The sequence below is a fragment of the Caulobacter sp. GW821-FHT12A07 genome, assembly GCF_058807655.1.
In genome coordinates this window covers 89,074-108,040 of record NZ_JBXAQX010000001.1, presented here as the reverse complement: position 1 = coordinate 108,040, position 18,967 = coordinate 89,074, and the positions used below count along the sequence as shown (strand labels likewise).

At 68.3% G+C, this 18,967-nt stretch carries 13 protein-coding genes; all 13 read left to right on the top strand.

Translation table 11 applies throughout. The features are described 5' to 3' along the window. Positions 1 to 8 precede the first annotated feature (8 nt). The 13 genes from AC1RRS_RS00450 to AC1RRS_RS00390 all read left to right on the top strand — a co-directional run bounded on the left by AC1RRS_RS00450 (position 9) and on the right by AC1RRS_RS00390 (position 18,867). Positions 9 to 431: a hypothetical protein gene (locus AC1RRS_RS00450; RefSeq protein ID WP_492853489.1), complete on the top strand. Its 423-nt coding sequence runs from the start codon at positions 9 to 11 to the stop codon at positions 429 to 431. Between the two features lie 13 nt (positions 432 to 444). Further along, the gene (locus AC1RRS_RS00445) at positions 445 to 4,122 is read left to right on the top strand and encodes a S8 family serine peptidase (RefSeq protein ID WP_492853488.1); all 3,678 of its coding nucleotides are present in this window, start codon (positions 445 to 447) and stop codon (positions 4,120 to 4,122) included. Positions 4,123 to 4,138: 16 nt separating this feature from the next. Further along, on the top strand, positions 4,139 to 5,488 hold the full coding sequence (locus tag AC1RRS_RS00440) for an MBL fold metallo-hydrolase (protein WP_492853487.1): 1,350 nt from the start codon (positions 4,139 to 4,141) through the stop codon (positions 5,486 to 5,488). Between the two features lie 679 nt (positions 5,489 to 6,167). Then, positions 6,168 to 7,529 (top strand): UDP-glucose dehydrogenase family protein, encoded by a 1,362-nt coding sequence (locus AC1RRS_RS00435; protein WP_492853486.1) that lies wholly within the window; start codon positions 6,168 to 6,170, stop codon positions 7,527 to 7,529. Between the two features lie 4 nt (positions 7,530 to 7,533). Next, positions 7,534 to 8,610 (top strand): glycosyltransferase family 2 protein, encoded by a 1,077-nt coding sequence (locus AC1RRS_RS00430; RefSeq protein WP_492853485.1) that lies wholly within the window; start codon positions 7,534 to 7,536, stop codon positions 8,608 to 8,610. Beyond that, positions 8,607 to 9,752 (top strand): glycosyltransferase, encoded by a 1,146-nt coding sequence (locus tag AC1RRS_RS00425; protein WP_492853484.1) that lies wholly within the window; start codon positions 8,607 to 8,609, stop codon positions 9,750 to 9,752. The genes AC1RRS_RS00430 and AC1RRS_RS00425 overlap by 4 nt, the downstream gene beginning before the upstream one ends. 43 nt (positions 9,753 to 9,795) lie before the next feature. Beyond that, positions 9,796 to 11,100 carry a hypothetical protein gene (locus AC1RRS_RS00420; protein ID WP_492853483.1) on the top strand — a complete coding sequence of 435 codons (1,305 nt, stop codon included), beginning with the start codon at positions 9,796 to 9,798 and terminating at the stop codon, positions 11,098 to 11,100. Beyond that, the gene (locus tag AC1RRS_RS00415) at positions 11,097 to 12,182 is read left to right on the top strand and encodes a glycosyltransferase family 2 protein (RefSeq protein WP_492853482.1); all 1,086 of its coding nucleotides are present in this window, start codon (positions 11,097 to 11,099) and stop codon (positions 12,180 to 12,182) included. Before AC1RRS_RS00420 ends, AC1RRS_RS00415 begins: the two co-directional genes overlap by 4 nt. After that, positions 12,179 to 13,708, top strand: coding sequence for a lipopolysaccharide biosynthesis protein (locus AC1RRS_RS00410; protein ID WP_492853481.1), 1,530 nt, complete (start codon positions 12,179 to 12,181; stop codon positions 13,706 to 13,708). Before AC1RRS_RS00415 ends, AC1RRS_RS00410 begins: the two co-directional genes overlap by 4 nt. Positions 13,709 to 13,743: 35 nt before the next feature. After that, positions 13,744 to 14,784, top strand: a complete 1,041-nt coding sequence (locus tag AC1RRS_RS00405) for a glycosyltransferase family 2 protein (protein ID WP_492853480.1) — start codon at positions 13,744 to 13,746, stop codon at positions 14,782 to 14,784. A gap of 392 nt (positions 14,785 to 15,176) precedes the next feature. Beyond that, positions 15,177 to 16,223, top strand: coding sequence for a glycosyltransferase family 2 protein (locus AC1RRS_RS00400; protein WP_492853479.1), 1,047 nt, complete (start codon positions 15,177 to 15,179; stop codon positions 16,221 to 16,223). Positions 16,224 to 16,346: 123 nt separating this feature from the next. Continuing rightward, positions 16,347 to 17,633 (top strand): acyltransferase family protein, encoded by a 1,287-nt coding sequence (locus tag AC1RRS_RS00395; RefSeq protein ID WP_492853478.1) that lies wholly within the window; start codon positions 16,347 to 16,349, stop codon positions 17,631 to 17,633. Continuing rightward, positions 17,533 to 18,867, top strand: a complete 1,335-nt coding sequence (locus tag AC1RRS_RS00390) for a glycoside hydrolase family 16 protein (protein ID WP_492853476.1) — start codon at positions 17,533 to 17,535, stop codon at positions 18,865 to 18,867. The genes AC1RRS_RS00395 and AC1RRS_RS00390 overlap by 101 nt, the downstream gene beginning before the upstream one ends. Positions 18,868 to 18,967 lie beyond the last annotated feature (100 nt).

Sequence of the window (18,967 nt, the reverse complement as noted above, 5' to 3'; positions counted from 1 at the left end):
GAACGACGATGAGCGACGGCCTCAGCATCGGCTGGTCGGATGAGCAGGCCAGGCGCGCGCGCGACGTCTATCGCGGCGTGCTCGGCTTCAACATGTTCCTGCACCTGGTGGTCGGCCTGCTGTGCATGTTCGCCCCGAACTTCGTCTCGCAGACGGTGGGCCTGGACGCGCCGAATGTCGCGGGCTGGACGCGCGGCTGGGGCGCGACCCTGATCCTGGTCACGGCCCTTTACGTGCCGGGCCTGCTGGAGCCGGTGCACAAGCGCGCCCCCAACCTGATCGGCATACTGGGCCGGATCTGGATGGGCACGGTCTGGGTGTTCTGCGGCGGCGGCTTCCTGTGGTTCGCCCTGTTCGACTACGCCTGGGCGCTGATCATCTTCCTGTTCTACCTGCGCCTGTTCCGCGCCCACGTCATGACGCGGCCTTAAGGAGGCGCGCGCCATGGCGACCGATCGCACGCCCGCCGTCCTGATCAAGGCCCCGCCGCTCAAGTCGCAGAGCCTGCGCCTGGGCATCGGCGCGGCGCCCGTCCGGCTGAAGGCCGAGCCTCTGTTCGAGCACATCTCCCAGCCGGCCGGCGAGGGCGAGGGTTTCGCCGCGGCCGGCGGAGGCGGGGCCGAATGGCAGAAGCTCAGCCTGGAGCAGGGCGACGAGCGCAATCTCTGGGACCTCTGCCACGCCCTGGCCGGCCAGGGCGGCGAAGGCCTCGGCGCGGCCGGCGGCGGCGGACCGGTCTTCGCCGAGCCCGACCTCGAGCAGCGCTGGTCCTATCCCGCGCCCGAGGTGACGATGGGCGCGGCCCCGGCCTGCCGGGCCCAGCCGACGCCGCAGCGCCGCAACTTCCCCCATGTCGACAGCGACAATCTGTGGTTCCGCAACGGCGACCATTCGGGCTTCGGCCCGGCCAGCCACCAGACCGGCGCGGGCGCGCGCATCGCCCATATCGACACCGGTTACGACCCGACCCATCGCTACCTGCCCAAGCACCTGCGGCTGGATCTGCAGCGCAACTTCGTCGACCGAGACCATCCGCGCGACGCCAGCGACCGCTCCGAGGGCCTGTGGGTGCAGGACGGCCACGGCATGGGCACCATCGCCATCCTGGCCAGCGAGCAGTACGGCGGCGCGCCCGGGGCCGAGGTGGTGCCGATCCGCATAGCCGACCGCGTGGTGCTGTTCCGCTCCAGCACCTTCGCCCAGGCGCTCGACTATGTTTACGGCCTGCGCAACGACCCCAAGACCCGCATCGACGTCATCACCATGAGCATGGGGGGGCTGGCCTCCCAGGCCTGGGCCGAGGCGGTCAACCGGCTGTACGAGGCGGGGATCTTCATCGTCACGGCGGCGGGCAACAACGACAACAACTTCCCGACCCGCAACGTGGTCTATCCGGCTCGCTTCAACCGCGTGGTCGCCGCCTGCGGGGTGATGGCCGACGGTTCGCCCTACGCCGATCTGGGCCAAGGGCGGATGGCCGGCAACTACGGCCCCGACAGCAAGATGGGCACGGCCCTGGCCGCCTGCACGCCCAACCTTCCCTGGGCGGTCGGCGGCTGCGCGGACCTTGTCGACTGGAGCGGCCAGGGCACCTCCTGCGCCACGCCGCAGATCGCCGCGGCCGCGGCCCTGTGGATCGCCGAGAACCGCGCCAAGCTCGACGCCTATCCCGAAGGCTGGATGCGGGTGGAGGCCGTGCGCAAGGCGCTGTTCTCCAGCGCCCGTCCGGGCGCGCGCACCACTTTCGGCGCCGGCCTGCTGCGCGCCGACAAGGCCCTGGGCGTCAAGCCGGCGGCCGTCGGCTCCCTGAAGAAAGCGCCCGCCGACGATGCGGCCTTCGCCCTGATCCGCCTGGCCGCCGGCCTCGGCGCGGCCGGAGGACCGCCGGTCGATCCCGCCGTGCAGCGGATGCTGGAGTTGGAGATCCTGCAGCTGTCGCAGTCGGCCGCGATCGAGGCGATCATGCCCGATCCCGCCGAGCCGCCGGACACCGAGACCGGCCGCCGCAAGCTGCGCGAGGCCCTGGCCGAGCAGCCCCGCGCCTCGCGCCGGCTGAAGGCCTATCTGCGCGGGTCCGACAGCCGCACCGTCCAGCCGCCGGCCGCGCCCGCAGCGCCGGCCCCCGCTCCCGCCGCCGCCCCCGCCCTGGGCGACATGGAGCGGCTGCATCTGGACCACGCCCTGAACCCGACCGTGCGCGAGCCGGCCGGCCGCCGCCTGCGCGTCTACGCCTTCGACCCCTCGTTCAGCGCCTCGCAGGACACCGCCGGCATCAATGTCGCCCGGCTGGAAGTGCCCTGGGACGCCAATCTCAAGCCCGGGCCGATCGGCGAATATCTGGAAGTCATCGACGTCGATCCGGTCAGCGACGCGGCCTATGCGCCGGTCGACCTCAACCATCCGCACCTGCTCAGCCAGGACGGCCTGTCGCCGAGCCCCTCGGACCCGCGCTTCCACCAGCAGATGGTCTATGCGGTGGCGATGAAGACCATCGGCCATTTCGAACGGGCGCTGGGGCGCACGGCGCAATGGTCGTCGCGCAAGCTCAACGAGGGCGACGTGCCGACCCTGGCGCCCGATGACCTGGGCAAGCCGCCCAAGCGCCGCGAGCGCGAGGAGTACGTCCAGCGCCTGCGCATCTATCCGCACGCCTTCCGGGGCGCGAACGCCTATTACAGCCCCGACCGCAAGGCGCTGCTGTTCGGCTATTTCCCCGCCGCCGGCGGCGACTGGCGCGGCTCGCCCGCAGGCCAGATGACCTTCAGCTGCCTGTCGCACGACATCGTCGCCCACGAGACCTCGCACGCCCTGCTCGACGGCCTGCATCCGCGCTATCGGGAGTCGACCCACCCCGACGCCATGGCCCTGCACGAGGCCTTCGCCGACATCGTCGCCCTGTTCCAGCACTTCACCCTGCCCGAGGCGCTGGAGCACCAGATCGGTCGCAGCCGCGGCGACCTCACCGGCGGCGGACCGCTGGTGCAGCTGGCCGTCGAGTTCGGTCGCGCCACCAGCCGCGAGGGCCAGTTCCAGAAGGCCCTGCGCGAGGCGGTCGACGGCCTGTCGAAGGAGAAGCTGTCGGAGCTGCAGGGCGCCGCGCCCGAGCTGCCGATGGAGGCGCACGATCGCGGGGCCATGCTGGTGGCCTCGGTGTTCGACGCCTTTCTGACCCTCTACGCCGCCCGCCAGGAAGAGGTGATCGTGCTGGCCACCGGCGGCAGCGGCGTGCTGCCCGAGGGCCAGCTGCCCCAGCCCCTGGTCAAGGCCCTGGCGCGGGTGGCGGCCAAGCTGGCCGAGCAACTGCTGAACATCTGCATCCGGGCGCTCGACTACTGCCCGCCGGTCGACGCCACCTTCGGCGACTATCTGCGGGCGATGATCACCGCCGACCGCGACGTGGTGCCCAACGACGTGCGCGGCTATCGCCTGGCCCTGATCGCCGGCTTCGCCAAGCGCGGGATCTTCCCGCAGAACGTGCCGCACCTGTCGCCCGGCAGCCTGGTCTGGGAAGCGCCGCCGCCGGTCATCACCACGGCCTCGCGGCTGCTGCCCAAGCTCGACCTCGGCTGGAACCTGCGCAACCGCCGCCAGAAGGCCTGGAACCTGTCGCGCGACAACGCCCGCGTCCTGCATGCCTGGCTCTCGGGCCGGCGCTGGGAGAACGGCGCGTGGGTCCAGGTCCCGCTCGACGAGCGGGCCACCGACTTGGAGCTCAAGGCCTTCGGCCTCTACCGCGACGAGGGCGTGCAGAAGATCGACTATGTCGAGAACGGCGAGACCTTCAGCGAGGAGGTGACGATCGGCAAGATCGAGGTCCACTCGGTGCGGCCCGCCCGGCGGATCGGCCCCGACGGGGTCACGGTCAGCGACATTGTCGTCGAGATCACCCAGAAATGGACCGACAGCGGCGGGGTCACTCGCCGGGGCGGCTGCACGGTGCTGTTCGATCTGGAGAGCTACCAGGCCCGCTATCTGATCCGGAAGCGGGTGGCCAATCTCGCCCAGGCCTGGGCCGAGACGGCCGCCGCCCCGCCGCCGCGCGGGACCGGCCACGTCCGCAGCGCCTATTTCGGCGTCATGGGCGACCGCGAGCCCTTCGCCATGCTTCACGACTGCTGTTGAGACGGGGAGGGCGAGCGTGACCGAGCACCGCGCCAAGGTGAGAATGTATCGCCACGGACTGGGCGACTGCCTGCTCGTCCGTCTGGCGCGCGACGGCGACCGGGACTTCAACATCCTGATCGACTGCGGCGTCATCCTCGGCACCAAGGACGCCCGCGCCAAGATCAACGCCGTGATGGAGAACGTCGTCGCCGAGACCGGCAACGTCATCGACCTGCTGGTGCTGACCCACGCCCACGGCGACCACGTCTCGGGCTTCCTCCAGGCCGAGACGATCTTCCGCAAGCTGGAGGTCGGCCAGGTGTGGATGGCCTGGACCGAGGATCCGGACGACAGCTTCGCCAAGTCGCTGCTCGACGCGCGGGGCCGGCGCGGGGCGGTCGACGCCCTGCAGGCGGTGGCGGGCCAGATGCAGGCGGCCGGCGACGCGGCGGCGGGCGAGAAGATCGCCGGGCTGATGGACTTCTTCGGGATCGACGACGTGCCGTTCGGGGCGGCCGGCGGCCGCGCCACGACGGAAGACGCCGTGCAGGTGGCGCGCGAACTGGCCCCGGAGGGCAAGCTTCTCTACTGCAAGCCCGGCCAAGACCCCTACCGGCCGCCGGGCGCCAAGGCGCGGATCATGGTGCTGGGGCCGCCGCGCGACCACGACCTGATCCGCAAGTCGACGCCCAGCAAGAAGGCGCCCGAGACCTTCGACATGGCGCTCGACGCGCCGGGCGGCGGGCCGCCGCCGGGGATCGAGGGACGTCCGTTCTCGCCGCTGTTCACGATCCCGCTCGACGTGGCCCGCGCCGAGGTGAAGTTCTTCCAGGACAACTACTGGAACCAGGCCGGAGCGTCCGGCTGGCGAGGGATCGACGATGTCGGCTCCAGCGCGCTCGACTTCGCCATCAAGCTCGACAACGACACCAACAACACCAGCCTGGTGCTGGCCATCGAGCTGGACGGGCCGGGGGACGGCGGAGGTGACGCCGGCCGCGACGTCCTGCTGTTCGCCGCCGACGCCCAGGTCGGCAACTGGCTGTCCTGGAAGGACGTCAAGTGGACCAAGCCCGAGGGCGAGGCCGCCGACGTCGAGGGCCTGGACCTCGTGCGCCGCACCATCGTCTACAAGGTCGGCCACCACGGCAGCCACAACGCCACCCTGAAGGACTATCTGCTGTCGATGGAGCGGCTGCGCATCGCGCTGAACCCCGTCGACGAGGTGATGGCCGGCAAGAAGCACTGGGAGCACATCCCCCTGCCGTCGCTGGAGGAAGCCCTGCGCAAGCAGGCCAAGGAAGCCCTGGTCCGCGCCGACGAGAACGGCGTCAAGGGCGACGACATCGTCGAGGATCCGCTGTTCTACGAGGTGACGGTCTAGCGGGGATCGACAGTCGGCCGTTCGCGACCTTCAGATCCGTCTCTCCCGCCTCGAAGGCGGGGGATCCAAGCTGGATTTCGGGATGAGGCGCGAGCGTGGATCGAGCGCAACCTCGGCTTGGATCCCCGCCTGCGCGGGGATGCTCGGTGAAGAATGAGCTCAGGCGGGTGAGTGCCTACAGCCTGCTCCGTCTTTCCTCGCGAAGGCGGGGGTGCTCGGTGAATGGCCGGGGTTCTTGAAGCCTGACCCGACCTAGTCCGAGCCAACGCCGGGCGAGACCGCCCATTCACCCTTGATCAACAGAGGGTCTTTCCCGGCGTGCGCGGGAGACCTGCACGTTCACGCCAACAGCTGTTTGGTTTCTTCTGTCTTCGATTCGCCGTTCTGGGAGTAACCTTAACGGGCGAGCCAAATACATGCCTGGAGCTTGACTTTAAGCATTCGCTTTTGGCGGCTTTCGTCTCTTCCACATTAAATTCATGCAGATTTTTCATTCGCCGTAAAAGCGCCGCGCCTTTGTGCCTAATGGCCGAGTGGGCGCCGGAAACTTCGGCCGTCGGCGAAATCTTTTCAAATTGTCACCGACTAACGATTGCCTTCGGGCGCGGAATGTCGAATGACGAACACCGATGTTTTTGTGCCGCCGATTGGCGGGGCTCTGATGAGCAGGGGATAACAGATGCGCGTAGCGATGATTGGCACGGGCTATGTGGGCCTGGTGTCTGGGGCGTGTTTTGCGGACTTCGGTCACGTGGTGACGTGCATCGACAAGGATCCGCGCAAGATCTCGCGGCTGCTGGCCGGCGAGATTCCGATCTTCGAGCCGGGCCTGGACGATCTGGTCGCCCGCAACGTCCGTGAAGGCCGGCTGTCGTTCACCCTGGAAGGCGCCCAGGCGATCAAGGACGCCGACGCGGTGTTCATCGCCGTCGGCACGCCCACCCGCCGCGGCGACGGCCATGCCGACCTCTCCTACGTCTACGCCGCCGCCGAGGAGATCGCCGGCCTGATCGACGGCTTCACGGTGATCGTCAACAAGTCGACCGTGCCGGTCGGCACCGGCGACGAGGTCGAGGCCATCGTCAAGCGCGTGGCCCCGAACGCCCAGTTCGCCGTGGTCTCCAACCCCGAGTTCCTGCGCGAAGGCGCGGCGATCGAGGACTTCAAGCGTCCCGACCGCGTGGTGGTGGGCACCGAGGACGAGCGGGCCCAGGCGGTGATGCGCGAGCTCTATCGCCCGCTGAGCCTCAACGAGACCCCGATCGTCTTCACCGGCCGCCGCACCAGCGAGCTGATCAAGTACGCCGCCAACGCCTTCCTGGCGATGAAGATCACCTTCATCAACGAGATGGCCGACCTCTGCGAAAAGGTCGGGGCCGACGTGCAGCAGGTGGCCAAGGGCATCGGCCTGGACAAGCGCATTGGCGCCAAGTTCCTCAACGCCGGCCCCGGCTACGGCGGCTCGTGCTTCCCCAAGGACACCATCGCCCTGGTCAAGACCGCCGCCGACTATGGCGCGCCGACCCGGCTGATCGAGACCACGGTCGAGGTCAACGCCGCCCGCAAGAAGGCCATGGCCGACAAGGTCGCCGCCGTGCTCGGCGCCGAAGACCTGTCGGGCAAGACCGTCGGGGTGCTGGGCGTGACCTTCAAGCCCAACACCGACGACATGCGCGACGCTCCCAGCCTCGACATCCTGCCGGCCCTGCAGGCCAGGGGCGCCAAGGTCCGCGCCTTCGACCCCGAAGGCCGTCACGAGGCCGAGCACCTGCTGCCGGGCGTCGAGTTCGTCGGCGGTCCCTATGAGGCCGCCCAGGGCGCCGACGTGCTGCTGATCCTCACCGAGTGGGACCAGTTCCGCGCCCTCGACCTCGTCCGCCTCAAGGGCCTGCTGGCCGCCCCGGTCGTCGTCGACCTGCGCAACATCTACAAGCCCGCCGAGATGGTGCGGGCCGGGTTCACCTATGCCTCCATCGGCCGGGGAAGCGCCTCGGCGCCGGCCGTGGAAGAGCCCGTTCTCGACGTCGCCGGTCAGGGCTGATCCCATGTCGGCGCGAGAAGAAGGCCAACGCCGGGGCTCGGCCCCGGCGGTCGGCGGCGTGCTCGTCGTCATCCCGACGCTGAACGAAGCGCGCCACATCGGCGGCATCCTGCAGCGGCTGTCCGAAGACCTGCCGGCCGACGTGCGCACGACGTTCGTCGTCGCCGACGGCGGCAGCACTGACGGCACCGTCGGCCTGGTCGAGGCGGTCGCGGCCGAGCGCGCCGACGTCCACCTGCTGCACAATCCGCTCCGGCTGCAGAGCGCGGCGGTCAATCTGGCCGTCGAGCGCTTCGGCGACGGCATGGACGTGCTGGTCCGCTGCGACGCCCACGGCGCCTATCCCGCCGGCTTCGTGCGCCAGTTGGTGACCACCATTCAGCGCGAGCGTTCGGACTCGGTGGTGATCCCGATGGATTCCACCGGCGGGGCCTGCCTGCAGAAGGCCGTGGCCTGGGTGTCCAACACCCCGGTGGGCACCGGCGGATCGGCGCACCGCGGCGGCCGCGTCAGCGGCTATGTCGATCACGGCCACCACGCCGCCTTCCGCATCGACAGCTTCCGCCGCGTCGGCGGCTACGACGAGACCTACAGCCACAACGAAGACGCCGAGTACGACTGCCGCCTGCGCGGCGTCGGCGGGCGCATCTTCCTCGACGCCGAGATCCGCCAGGAATACTTCCCGCGCGACACCCTGCGCGGCATGTGGAAGCAGTACTTCAACTACGGCGTCGGCCGCTCGCGGACGGTGCGCCGGCATCCGACCTCGATCCGCCTGCGGCAGCTGGCCCTGCCGGTCCACCTGGTGTTCGCGACGCTTTCGCTGATCGCGGGCGTGGCGATCCATCCGGTGCTGGCCGCCTGGCCGGTGCTCTACACCGCCATCCTGGCCGCCACCGGCGTCATGCTGGCGCTGAAGCACCGCTCGATCTGCGGCCTGCTGGCGGCGCCGGCGGCCTTCGTGATGCACACGGCCTGGTCGCTCGGCTTCCTGTGGGGCTTCGTCAAGGTTCGCGAGACGCGCTGGACCGCGCCCGCGGTCGAGGGCGAGGAGAGCGTGGCGGCGTCGTGTGCCGCATGACGGAGCGGCCTCTTTCCGCTCTGCTGCTTGATCCCTCCCTGTTCACCGCGCCCTACGACACGGGACTTTCGGAAGGCCTTGAGGCCGCGGGCGTGGCGCAGACCTGGGCCGTGCGGCCCGAGCGTGCCGGCGAAGCCGCGTTCCGGCCCGCCGGCGAGGCCTCGCCGGTCTTCTACCGTCGTTTCGATCGGCCGGATTTTCTGCCCAAGCCCCTGCGGGCGCCGGCCAAGGCCCTGTCGCACCTGGCCGGCCTGCTGCGCGTGCTGGCCGCGGCGCGCCGTTTCGACGTCATCCATTTCCAGTGGACGGTGCTGCCCCTGGCCGACGCCGCGGCCATCTGGCTGCTGAAGCGCGCCCGGCCGGTGGTGGTGACGGTGCACGACACCAACCCGTTCAACGGCGAGAAGATCTCGTTCTTCCAGAACCTGGGTTTCGACCTGCCGATCCGGCTCGCCGACAAGGTCATCGTCCACACGCAGTCGGCCCGGCGCACGCTCGAGGCGCGGGGCCTCGCGCCCGAGCGGATCGCGGTTGTCGATCACGGTCCCCTGCCGGTCGGCGCGCCGCCGCCGGCCGTGTCGCCGCGGCTGGACGACGGCCGCTGGGTCTTCGTGCTGTTCGGCCAGATCAAGCCCTACAAGGGTCTCGACATCCTGGTCGAGGCCGTCGGACGCGCGGCCGCCGACCTACGCGGCAAGGCCCGCTTCGTCGTCGCCGGCGCCGCGCACATGGACATGCAACCGATCACCGACGCCATCGCGCGTTATGGGATCGAAGACCTGGTGGAACTGCGCCTGGGCCGGCTGAGCGAAGCCGAGATGGCCTCGCTGTTCGAGGAGGCCGACTGCTTCCTGTTCCCGTATCGGGCCATCGACGCCAGCGGCGTCTATTACATGACCCGCTCGTTCAACAAGTGGATGATCGCCAGCCGTGTTGGCGTCTTCGCCGAGGCCATGGAGGACGGCCGCACGGGCGTGCTGACGCCGCCCGAGGACGTCGAGGCCCTGGCCGGAGCGATCGTGCAGGCGGCCAACGACCGCTCGATTCCGACGGCCGGCGCCGAGGATAGTTCCTGGCGGGGCATTGGCGAGACGACGCGGGCGCTCTACGAAGCCCTCCTCGCTGCGCGTGGGGCGCGATGACCAGCCGTCGCGATCCCGCCAGCCTCGCAGGAGGTCCGTCGTCATGTCGCTGATCACGATGGATGCGCCGTCGCCCCGCGTGGCCGCCCGGCCCGCCGCGCCGGCCGGCGCGCCTTCGCGCAACGCCAAGGGCGTCGTCACGGCGGTCTTCGTCTCGATCCTGTTCCTGGCCAATCTCGGCCTGACGGTCGGCGGGTTTCCGCTGAAGTTCAGTCTGGTGGCGATCTACGTCCTGGCCGCCTACGGCCTGTGGACGCGCAACTTCATCGTCAGCCTGCCGTCGGTGGCGTTCTACGGCGTGCTGGCGACGGCCGCCTGGGTGTCGACCGCGATCAATTCCGAGGCTTCGGCGGGATCGCTGTCGCTGCTGCTGGTGCTCTACGCGCCGTTCGTCCTGCGGCTTCATCCGCGGATCAACGCCCGCCAGTGGATGGAATTCTGCCTGCGCCGCTATGGCGACCTGGCGATGATCCTGGCCTTCGCGGGCATGCTGCAGTTCATGCTGCAATTCGCCATCCACGCCCCGTGGCTGTTCGACATCAAGCAGCTGCTGCCCGAATTCCTGCGGGCGGGCGGCAACTACAACACCGTGATCGCCGCCGGCGGGGTGATGAAGTCGAACGGCTTCTTCCTGCGCGAGCCGTCCAGCTTCTCGGCGCTGATCGCCATCGCCCTGCTGATCGAGCTGGTCTATTTCAAGCGCCTGCAGCGGCTGGGCGTGTTCGCCATGGCCATGGCCCTGTCCTATTCGGGCACCGGCATCCTGATCCTGCTGCTGGGCCTGATCGCGCCCACCGGCGTGAAGGCGATGGGCCGCGCCTTCGTGGTGCTGGGCGCGGCGTTCGTGTTCTTCCTGCTGTTCGCCGACGCGCTGAACCTGTGGTTCTTCCTGGGCCGCCTGAACGAGTTCTCGACGGTCGGCACCAGCGGCTACGCCCGCTTCGTCGCGCCGGTGAACCTGCTGAAGACCGGTTTCTACTATCCGGAGTGGGCCAAGCTGCTGGGCCACGGGCCGGGCACGATCGACCGGGCCATCGTCTTCGCCAACGTCAAGTTCGAGATCTTCGACCCCACCTGGGCCAAGCTGATCTACGAATACGGGCTGGTCGGGTCGGGTGCGATCCTGCTGTTCCTGTTCGCGACGTTCGCGGGCAGGGCGCTTTCCCCTTCGATCCGCCTGGCCCTGCTCTATGCGTGGCTGGCGTCGGGCGGTCTGCTGCTGCAGTCGGACTTCTGCGCCCTGCTGCTGCTGATCGTGGTGCTCAGCCCGTCCGTCGCGGCGTTCAAGGCCGCGAGTCCAAAACCGGCGACCGCCGCTCCCCGGTGGTCGCAGCGAGGTGTGTCATGACCCAGGCAAGCCCGTCCGTCGCCGTCGTCATCACCTGCTACAACTACGAGCGCTATGTCGCCGCGGCGATCGACAGCGTGCTGTCGCAAAGCCGTCCGGCGGCCGAGATCATCGTCATCGACGACGGCTCGACCGACAACTCGGCCGACGTGATCCGCGCCTATGGCGACAAGGTGATCCCTGTCATCCAGGCCAACACCGGCAAGGTGGCGGCGGTGAACATCGGTTATGCCCGCTCGAGCGCCGACATCGTGCTGTTCCTCGACGCCGACGACCTGCTGCTGGACGGCGCGCTCGAAGCGATTCTCGACGCCTGGACCCCCGAAACGGTCAAGGCGCAGTTCGAGCTGGAGATCATCGACGGGGCCGGCGAAGCGCTGGGCCGGCGCTTCTGCAACTTCCCGCAGCCCTACGGCCCGGGCGAAGTGCGCGCCGCCTTCGAGCGCACCGGCACCTATCTGTGGCCGGTCACCTCGGGCAACGCCTATGCGCGCAGCTTCCTGGACAAGCTGCTGCCGATGACGCCGCCGGTGTCGCAGGACGGGGTGCTCAACACCCTGGCCCCGCTCTATGGCGAGGTGGCGACCATCGCCCGCCCGCTGGGCCAGTACCGCCTGCACGGCCAGAACCGCAGCCGCCAGGACGCCAAGGGCAAGGCCAAGCGGCATCCAGACTTTGGCCGGCGCATCGCCTTCCGCGCGGCCGAGTTCGACATCCTGCGCGACCACGCCCAGGCGCTGGGAGCGGCCCTGCCGGCCGGCGACCTGCTCGACAGCGAACTGGTCTTCGTCAACTACCGCCTGATGGCGCGCAAGCTCGACGACGCCTATCCGGGCCAGGAGCGCGAGAGCGTCGCTGGGCTGTGGCGCACGGCGATCGGCCTGGTGGCCGCCCAGCCGGCCAGCGCCAAGTCGAAGCTCGCCAATTTCGCCTGGCTGACCCTGCTGCTGGCCTGCCCGAAGGGGCTGGCCCGGCCGCTGATCAACCTGCGCTTCAACCGCTCGGAAGTCCTCGCACCGCTCCGCAACGCGCTCTCGCGTCTTCGCGGCGGCCCTGCGAGCGCCGCTCCCATTACCCAGTGACCAGACCCAGTGACCGGGGCGCGGCCGAGAGCCGCGCGCCCGTCACGATCGAGGACATCATGGCCGTCGACCGCGCGACAGCGTCGAAATCCGCATTCTGGAGCGCGCTGGAGAACGGCGGGCTTTCGCTTGTCTCGTTCGCTTCGCTGATCATCTATTCGCGGCTGCTGCCGCCGGCGCAGTTCGGCCTGTTCGCCATGGTCCTGGCCGTCGTCGAACTGATCGGCATCCTGTCGAACATGGCGTTCCACGACGCCCTGGTGCAGCGCAAGGACATCACCGAGCGCCATTTCGACACCGCCTTCACCGCTTCGATGGGCATCTGCGTGCTGCTGACCGCCGGATGCTGGGCGATCGGGCCGCTGTTCAGCCAGCTGACGCACGAGCCCGAGGCCGGCAAGATCCTGGGCTGGATGAGCCTGAGCTTCCTGGCGGCCGGCGCGACCTCGACCCTGGTGGCCCGCCAGCGGCGCGAGTTCGGCTTCAAGGCCCTGGCGCTGCGCTCCTTCGCCGGACGCCTTAGCGGCGCGGCGGTGGGCATCGCCATCGCCTTCATGGGGGCCGGCGTCTGGGCGCTGGTCGCCCAGCAGCTGCTGATGGTCTATCTCGGCTCGGCGGTGCTGTGGATCGCCAGCAAGGACCGCCCGCGCTTCCGGTTCGGCCTGGTCGAGTTCAAGCAGCTGACGGCGTTCGGCGCGCTGTCGGTCAGCGCCCTGTTCGTCAACTTCGCCATCAAGCGGATGTTCGTCTTCTTCGCCGGCATCTATCTGGGCGCGGGCACGGCGGGTTTCGTGAACCTGGCCTTCCGGACCATCGACACCTTCTGGTCGATCTCGGCCACCGCCCTGCAGCAGGTGACCCTGCCGATGATGTCGCGGCTGCAGAGCGACCTGCCGCGCCTGCGCCGCGCCTACGGCCTGGCCGTGGGCCTGGCCTGCACGGTGATGTACGCCGGCTTCGTGGGCCTGGGCGTCACCGCGCCCGAGGTGGTGGAGCTGCTGTTCGGGCGCCAGTGGATCGCCGCCGCGCCTTACGTCACCGCCCTGGGCTTCCTGGTGCTGCTGCAGGCCCCGCGCCTGTTCATCATCCCGATCCTGACCGCCATGGGCCGGCCGCACATGGTCATGATGGGCTATGCGGTGGGGCTGAGCTGGCTGATCGCTGCCATCTTCGTGACCCACCTTTCCTCCGCCAGCGTGGCGGTGGCGGTGTGGGTGAGCTGCGAGTTCATCTACGCGCCGCTGTTCGGCGGCATGCTCAAGCGCGCGACCGGCCTGACCTTCAAGGACCAGTTCGTGCAGATCCGGGCGCCGCTGGCGGCCGCCCTGGTCATGGCCGGGGTGGTGTACGGCCTGCGCCTGATCCTCCCCGACAGCCTGCCGGCCGTGGTCCGCGCCCTCGCCTTGGTCCCGGCCGGAGCGGTGGCTTTCGCAGGTGTATTGTTCGTGCTAGATCGCGCGCTGGTTAAGGAGCTGGTCGATTTCGGCCTTAGCTTCGTCAGACGTCGCGTTGCGGCCAGCGCCTAGCCAGCGCAGCCGGAAGCACTGCCCGGGGGGGCAAGTTGTACAATCTGAATAAAGTCTCGGTAGTAATACCGAACTACAACTATGCCGAGTTTGTCGGCGCAGCGATCGAGAGCGCCCTGGCGCTGGACTGGCCTGATGTAGAAGTGATCGTCGTTGACGACGGTTCGACCGATCATTCGAAGGATGTGATCGGTCGCTACGAGAACCGGATCACCGCCATCTATCGCGAGAACGGCGGCCAGGTCGCCGCCACCAACGACGGCTATGCGGTCAGCAGCGGCGGTCTGGTGGTGTTCCTGGACTCCGACGACCTCGTCGCGCCGGACCTGATCAAGGAAGTCTTCCCCCTGGTCACCGAGAAGGTGAGCAAGGTGCAGGTCCAGATGGAGTCGATCGACTTCCACGGCAGGCCGCTTTCGAACGTGTTCCCGAAGTACGGCGCCAGCCTGGATCCGGCGAAGATCCGCAGGTGGGCCGGGTTCGCCGGTTCCTATCCGACGCCGCCGGGATCGGGGAACGTCTATACCCGCCAGTTCCTGGACAAGCTGTTCCCGCTCGACGCGGCCATGGACTTCGCCCCCGACAGCCACACCCTGTCGACCGCGCCGTTCCTGGGCGACGTGGTGACGGTGGCCAAGCCGCTGGTCTCCTACCGGGTGCACGGCCGCAACATGGGCGCGATGGCCGAACTCCATGAGGCGCGCTTCAGCAAGGAGGTCGGGCGCTCGATCACCCGCTCGCGGTTCAGCGCCAGCCTGGCCAGGCAGAACGGCGTGGCCGTGCGCCCCGACGCGTTCCGCCGCAGCCTCAACGTCTGTTCGCTGCGGGCTTCGAGCCTGGTGCTGACGCCGAACCAGCATCCGCTGGAGGGCGACAATCGCCTGGTGGTGCTGCGCGACCTGATGCGGTCCGTGGTGACGCCTCAGGGCAATTCGGCGAAGGCCCAGCTGGCGCTGTTCCTGTGGGTCCTGGCGATCGCCGCGGCGCCCCGGCGGATGTCGCGCACGCTGATCCTCTGGCGCTATGTGCCGGTGTCGCGCCCGCGGCTGATGCGCCGGGCGATCTCGCGCATCTGATCCGTCACCGACCGGGCAGGGGCGTCGCCGCGGATGCGTGGGCGGCGACGCGACGCCTGCATCGGTTAACTGAGATGCTGGTCAAAACTTCGGCGGTTCGCTTCATCGATCTGCCGCGTTCGCGCGCTATTCTTGTGAAGGAAAAATAATAACACCATCATGAAGAACCGAAGGCGCATTCGTGCGTTGCCGGTTACGGTGAAGCTGACGTCCATCAGAAGGCGTAGTCTTCACTGAAAAAGGAGGAAGCGTCGACTTCGGCGCAATCGCCATTGTTTTGACCCGGTTTGTCCTCTAACGGGGCTTTTCGCAGGGTCTGCATGGGTGATGCGTGGCCGTGATGTCCAGCCAGGTTGTGCAGTGTGAGTATGTTGCAGCTGGAGATCGTTGAAATGACTGGCGAAAAGCTTCTCAAAGTCTCGGTCGTCATCCCCAACTACAACTACGAATCCTTCGTTGGCGCGGCCATCGAAAGCGCCCTGGCCCTCGATTGGCCGGACGTGGAGATCATCGTGGTGGACGACGGGTCTACCGACGGCTCGCGCCAGGTGATCGAGCGCTACGCCGATCGGGTGACGCCCGTCTTCAAGGCGAACGGCGGCCCGGCCACGGCCTGCAACGCCGGCTACGCCCTGGCGACCGGCGACCTGATCATCTTCCTCGACTCCGACGACCTGGTCGATCCGTCGCTGATCCGCGAGGTGGCGGCCGTCCTGACGCCGCAGACCAGCAAGGTCCAGGTGCAGATGCAGACCGTCGACGCCGAGGGAAAGCCCCTGGGGAACGTGTTTCCGAAATACGGCGCCAAGCCCACGCCCGGGCAGATCCGCCAATGGGCGGCCTCGGCGGGCTCCTATCCGACCCCGCCTGGATCGGGCAACGTCTACACCCGCCGCTTCCTCGACCAGCTGTTCCCCCTCGATCTGACCATGGACCGGGCGACCGACAGCTATTTCCTCTCCACCGCGCCGTTCCTGGGCGAGGTGGTGACGATCGCCAGGCCGCTGGTCTCCTACCGCGTGCACGGCAAGAACATCGCCGCGATGGCGTCGCTGAATGTTTCGCGCTTCAGCAACGAGGTGCGGCGGGCGGTCAAGCGCTCGGCGTTCAGCGCGGGCGTGGCCCAGCGCAGCGGCGTCGCCGTGCGTCCGCAGGCCTTCCGCGGCAGCCTCAATGTCTGCGCCCTGCGCGCGTCGAGCCTGGCCCTGACGCCGGGCGACCACCCGATCGAAGGCGACAGCCGTCTGAAGCTGATCGGCGACGCGGTGGGGGCGGTCTTGCGCCCTCAGGGCAATTCGAGCGCGGCCCAGGCCGTCCTGTTCTTCTGGGTGCTGGCCATCGCGGCGACGCCGCGGGCCTTGGCCACGCGGCTGATCCAGTGGCGCTACGTGCCGGCGGCGCGTCCCGCTTTCCTGAAGCGGGCCGTGGCGCGGGTCTAGATACAAGGGCGTCCGGTCGCCTGGCGGCCTTCCCGTTGAGGGCGGCGGTCGGCGAGAACGTCCAGGCATATGAGCGCGCGGTCGCCGCGTGTCTTCCGAGCGAATGGGAATAGAGGTGGGCAGATGACGGACGCGGTGACGGCGGGGGGCAGGCCCGCGCCAAGGGTCCGCCTCGGCGAGACCTCGTCGGCGTTTCTGGACTTGGCGCGCGGTCTGGCCGCCAGCCTGGTCGTGCTGGCCCACACGCGCCTGGTCTTCCATCTGCCCTGGCCCATCCAGGAGCTCGGCGGCTACTGCGTGGTCGTGTTCTTCCTGCTCAGCGGCATGCTGATCTTCACCTCGCTGCTCAACCACCTGCGGTCGGGCGAGGAGCGTTTCGCCGACTTCCTGGCCGACCGGATCGCGCGGATCTTCACCCCGCTCGTGCCCGTGCTGGTTCTGGCGGTGCTGGCCAACTTCTTCCTGATCGACGGGCGCTGGGGACAGCGCGGCGTGAACGAGGGCGTGGCCGCCTTCTTCGGCAACCTGTTCCTGCTCAACGACTATCCGCTGTTCCAGGCGGCGTCGAAGTTCGTGAACGTCTGGCCCTACTATGTGCGCTCGTACAACGCCGCCGAGCCGCTGTGGACGGTGGCCATCGAGTTCTGGATCTATGTCGTCGCGGGCCTGTTCGCGTTCCTGGTGGTCGCCCGCCAGCGGATCAACTGGCTGACCGCCGCCGTCGCCGCGGGCCTGGCCCTGCCGGTCTTCGTCTGGAACCTGTTCGCGGGCGGCGGTTCGGGGCTCAGCCTGACCTGGATGATCGGCGCCGCTTTCGGCGCGCTGTGGGCGGCCATGGCGGGGCGCGAATACAGCCGCCGCTTCTTCGCCAGCCTGCTCGTCGTCGGGGCCCTGGGCGTCGCCGGCAAGATGCTCGACAAGTCGAACCTCGCCTACAGCACTCAGACGGCCACCTTCATGGCTATGATGTTGTTTGGATTTGCGTTTTCGATAGATATCAAAGGTGTGTCACTTTTTGTGCTTAAAAAGGTGGCGCATTTCTTCTCATCTTATTCCTACAGCTTGTACTTGGTTCACAACATCGTGCTTGTTGTGGTCTTCGAATCCAAAATTGCTACGCTTGTTCCTTCGTATGTCCTGGCGATAATCGCGGCTCACTTGGTTGCTTCCGTAATTTACTTCCTGTTCGAGCGTCACCATAAGAAAGTGTCGAAGGCTATACGCCCTGCGTTGCAATATTTGCTGCAACGCCCCGCGCGGAAATTTGCGGAAACGGCTCCTGGTGCGATCGGCGCGATGGAGGCCCTCGATGAAAACCGCAACGCGGCGCTGGCAGGCGCTGATCCTGGCGGCGACGATGCTCTCGGCGCCGCCCGCCGCCCTGGCGAGCGGCTGGAAGCTGGTATTTGAGGACAATTTCGACGGGTCGGCCCTGGACCGCAGCGTCTGGGCCACCCGCTACATCTACGGCAACGAAAAGCAGGACAAGCTCAACGACGAGGTCCAGCGCTACCGCGACAACGACAACCATGTCGTCAAGGACGGGGTGCTCGACCTGGTCGCCCGCAAGACCGGGGAGGGGGCCTACGAGTCGGGCATGATCCGCTCGCTGCAGACCTTCTATTACGGCTACTACGAAGCGCGGGTGAAGCTGCCGAAGGGCAAGGGCATCTGGCCGGCCTTCTGGCTCAATTCCGACTACGACGCCTCCGGCGCCCTCAGCTGGCCGCCCGAGATCGACATCATGGAATATGTGGTCAACGGCGGGGAGGACCTGCCGAACATGGTGCACTCGGCCGCCGTGGACACCCCGCGCGGCTCGGCCGTGACCTATTACGAGACCCATCCGGAATATAACACCAAGCTGAAGTCCTTCGTCGGCACGGAGGATCTCAGCGACGGCTGGCGCGTGTTCGGGCTGGTGTGGACGCCGACCGACTACACCGTGCTGCTGGACGGCAAGGTGCTCTATCGCCGGCCCTATGCCTGGCTGAACAAGTCTGGCGTGCTGGCCGCGCCGGCTCACGTGCTGCTCAACTTCGCGATCGGCGGCAGCTGGGCGGGGCGCTACGGGATCGACGACTCCTATTTTCCGCAGGCCCTCAGCATCGACTATGTGCGGGTCTGCCAGTTCAGCGAGGCGTCCGACGCCGGGGCGCGTTGCGGCGACAGCGCCTATACCCCCGATCCGGCGGACTATCGCTACAGCGCGCCCGGCGACATGGATCGCGTGGTGTTCGGCGCGGCCGCCATCGGCGACGCCGAAAGCGGCGGCTCTGTGTCGTTGCCGGCCGGCGTCGCGTCGGTGAAGGTGACGTCCCGCCTGAGCGCGCCCTCGGGCGTCGCCGCGACCCAGAGCCTCTATTCGGTCATCAAGGCCAATGGCAGCGGGACGGTGCTGTCCGAGCAGACCACGCCGCTGGACGGCTACGACAACGGCGAGATGCGCACTGTCGTGCATGAGATGCCGCTGCCCGCGACGGTGAAGCCGGGTTCCTATCGCCTCGTCGAGGCGATCGTCGGCAAGACGCCGCCGGCCGGCGCCTCGACGCCCCTGAAGGCGCCGGTGCTGTGCGGCGGCGCCAAGACGCGGACCCTGACCTGCGACACCACCCAGGTGACGGTCACGACCGCGAGCTACTAGAGCTTCCGTCCTGACGGCGTCAGGACGGAAGCTCTAGTCTTTTGCTTTGACGCATTTTCTGACGACGAACCGGTATCTGCTTCGTCGGAAAATGCTCTGG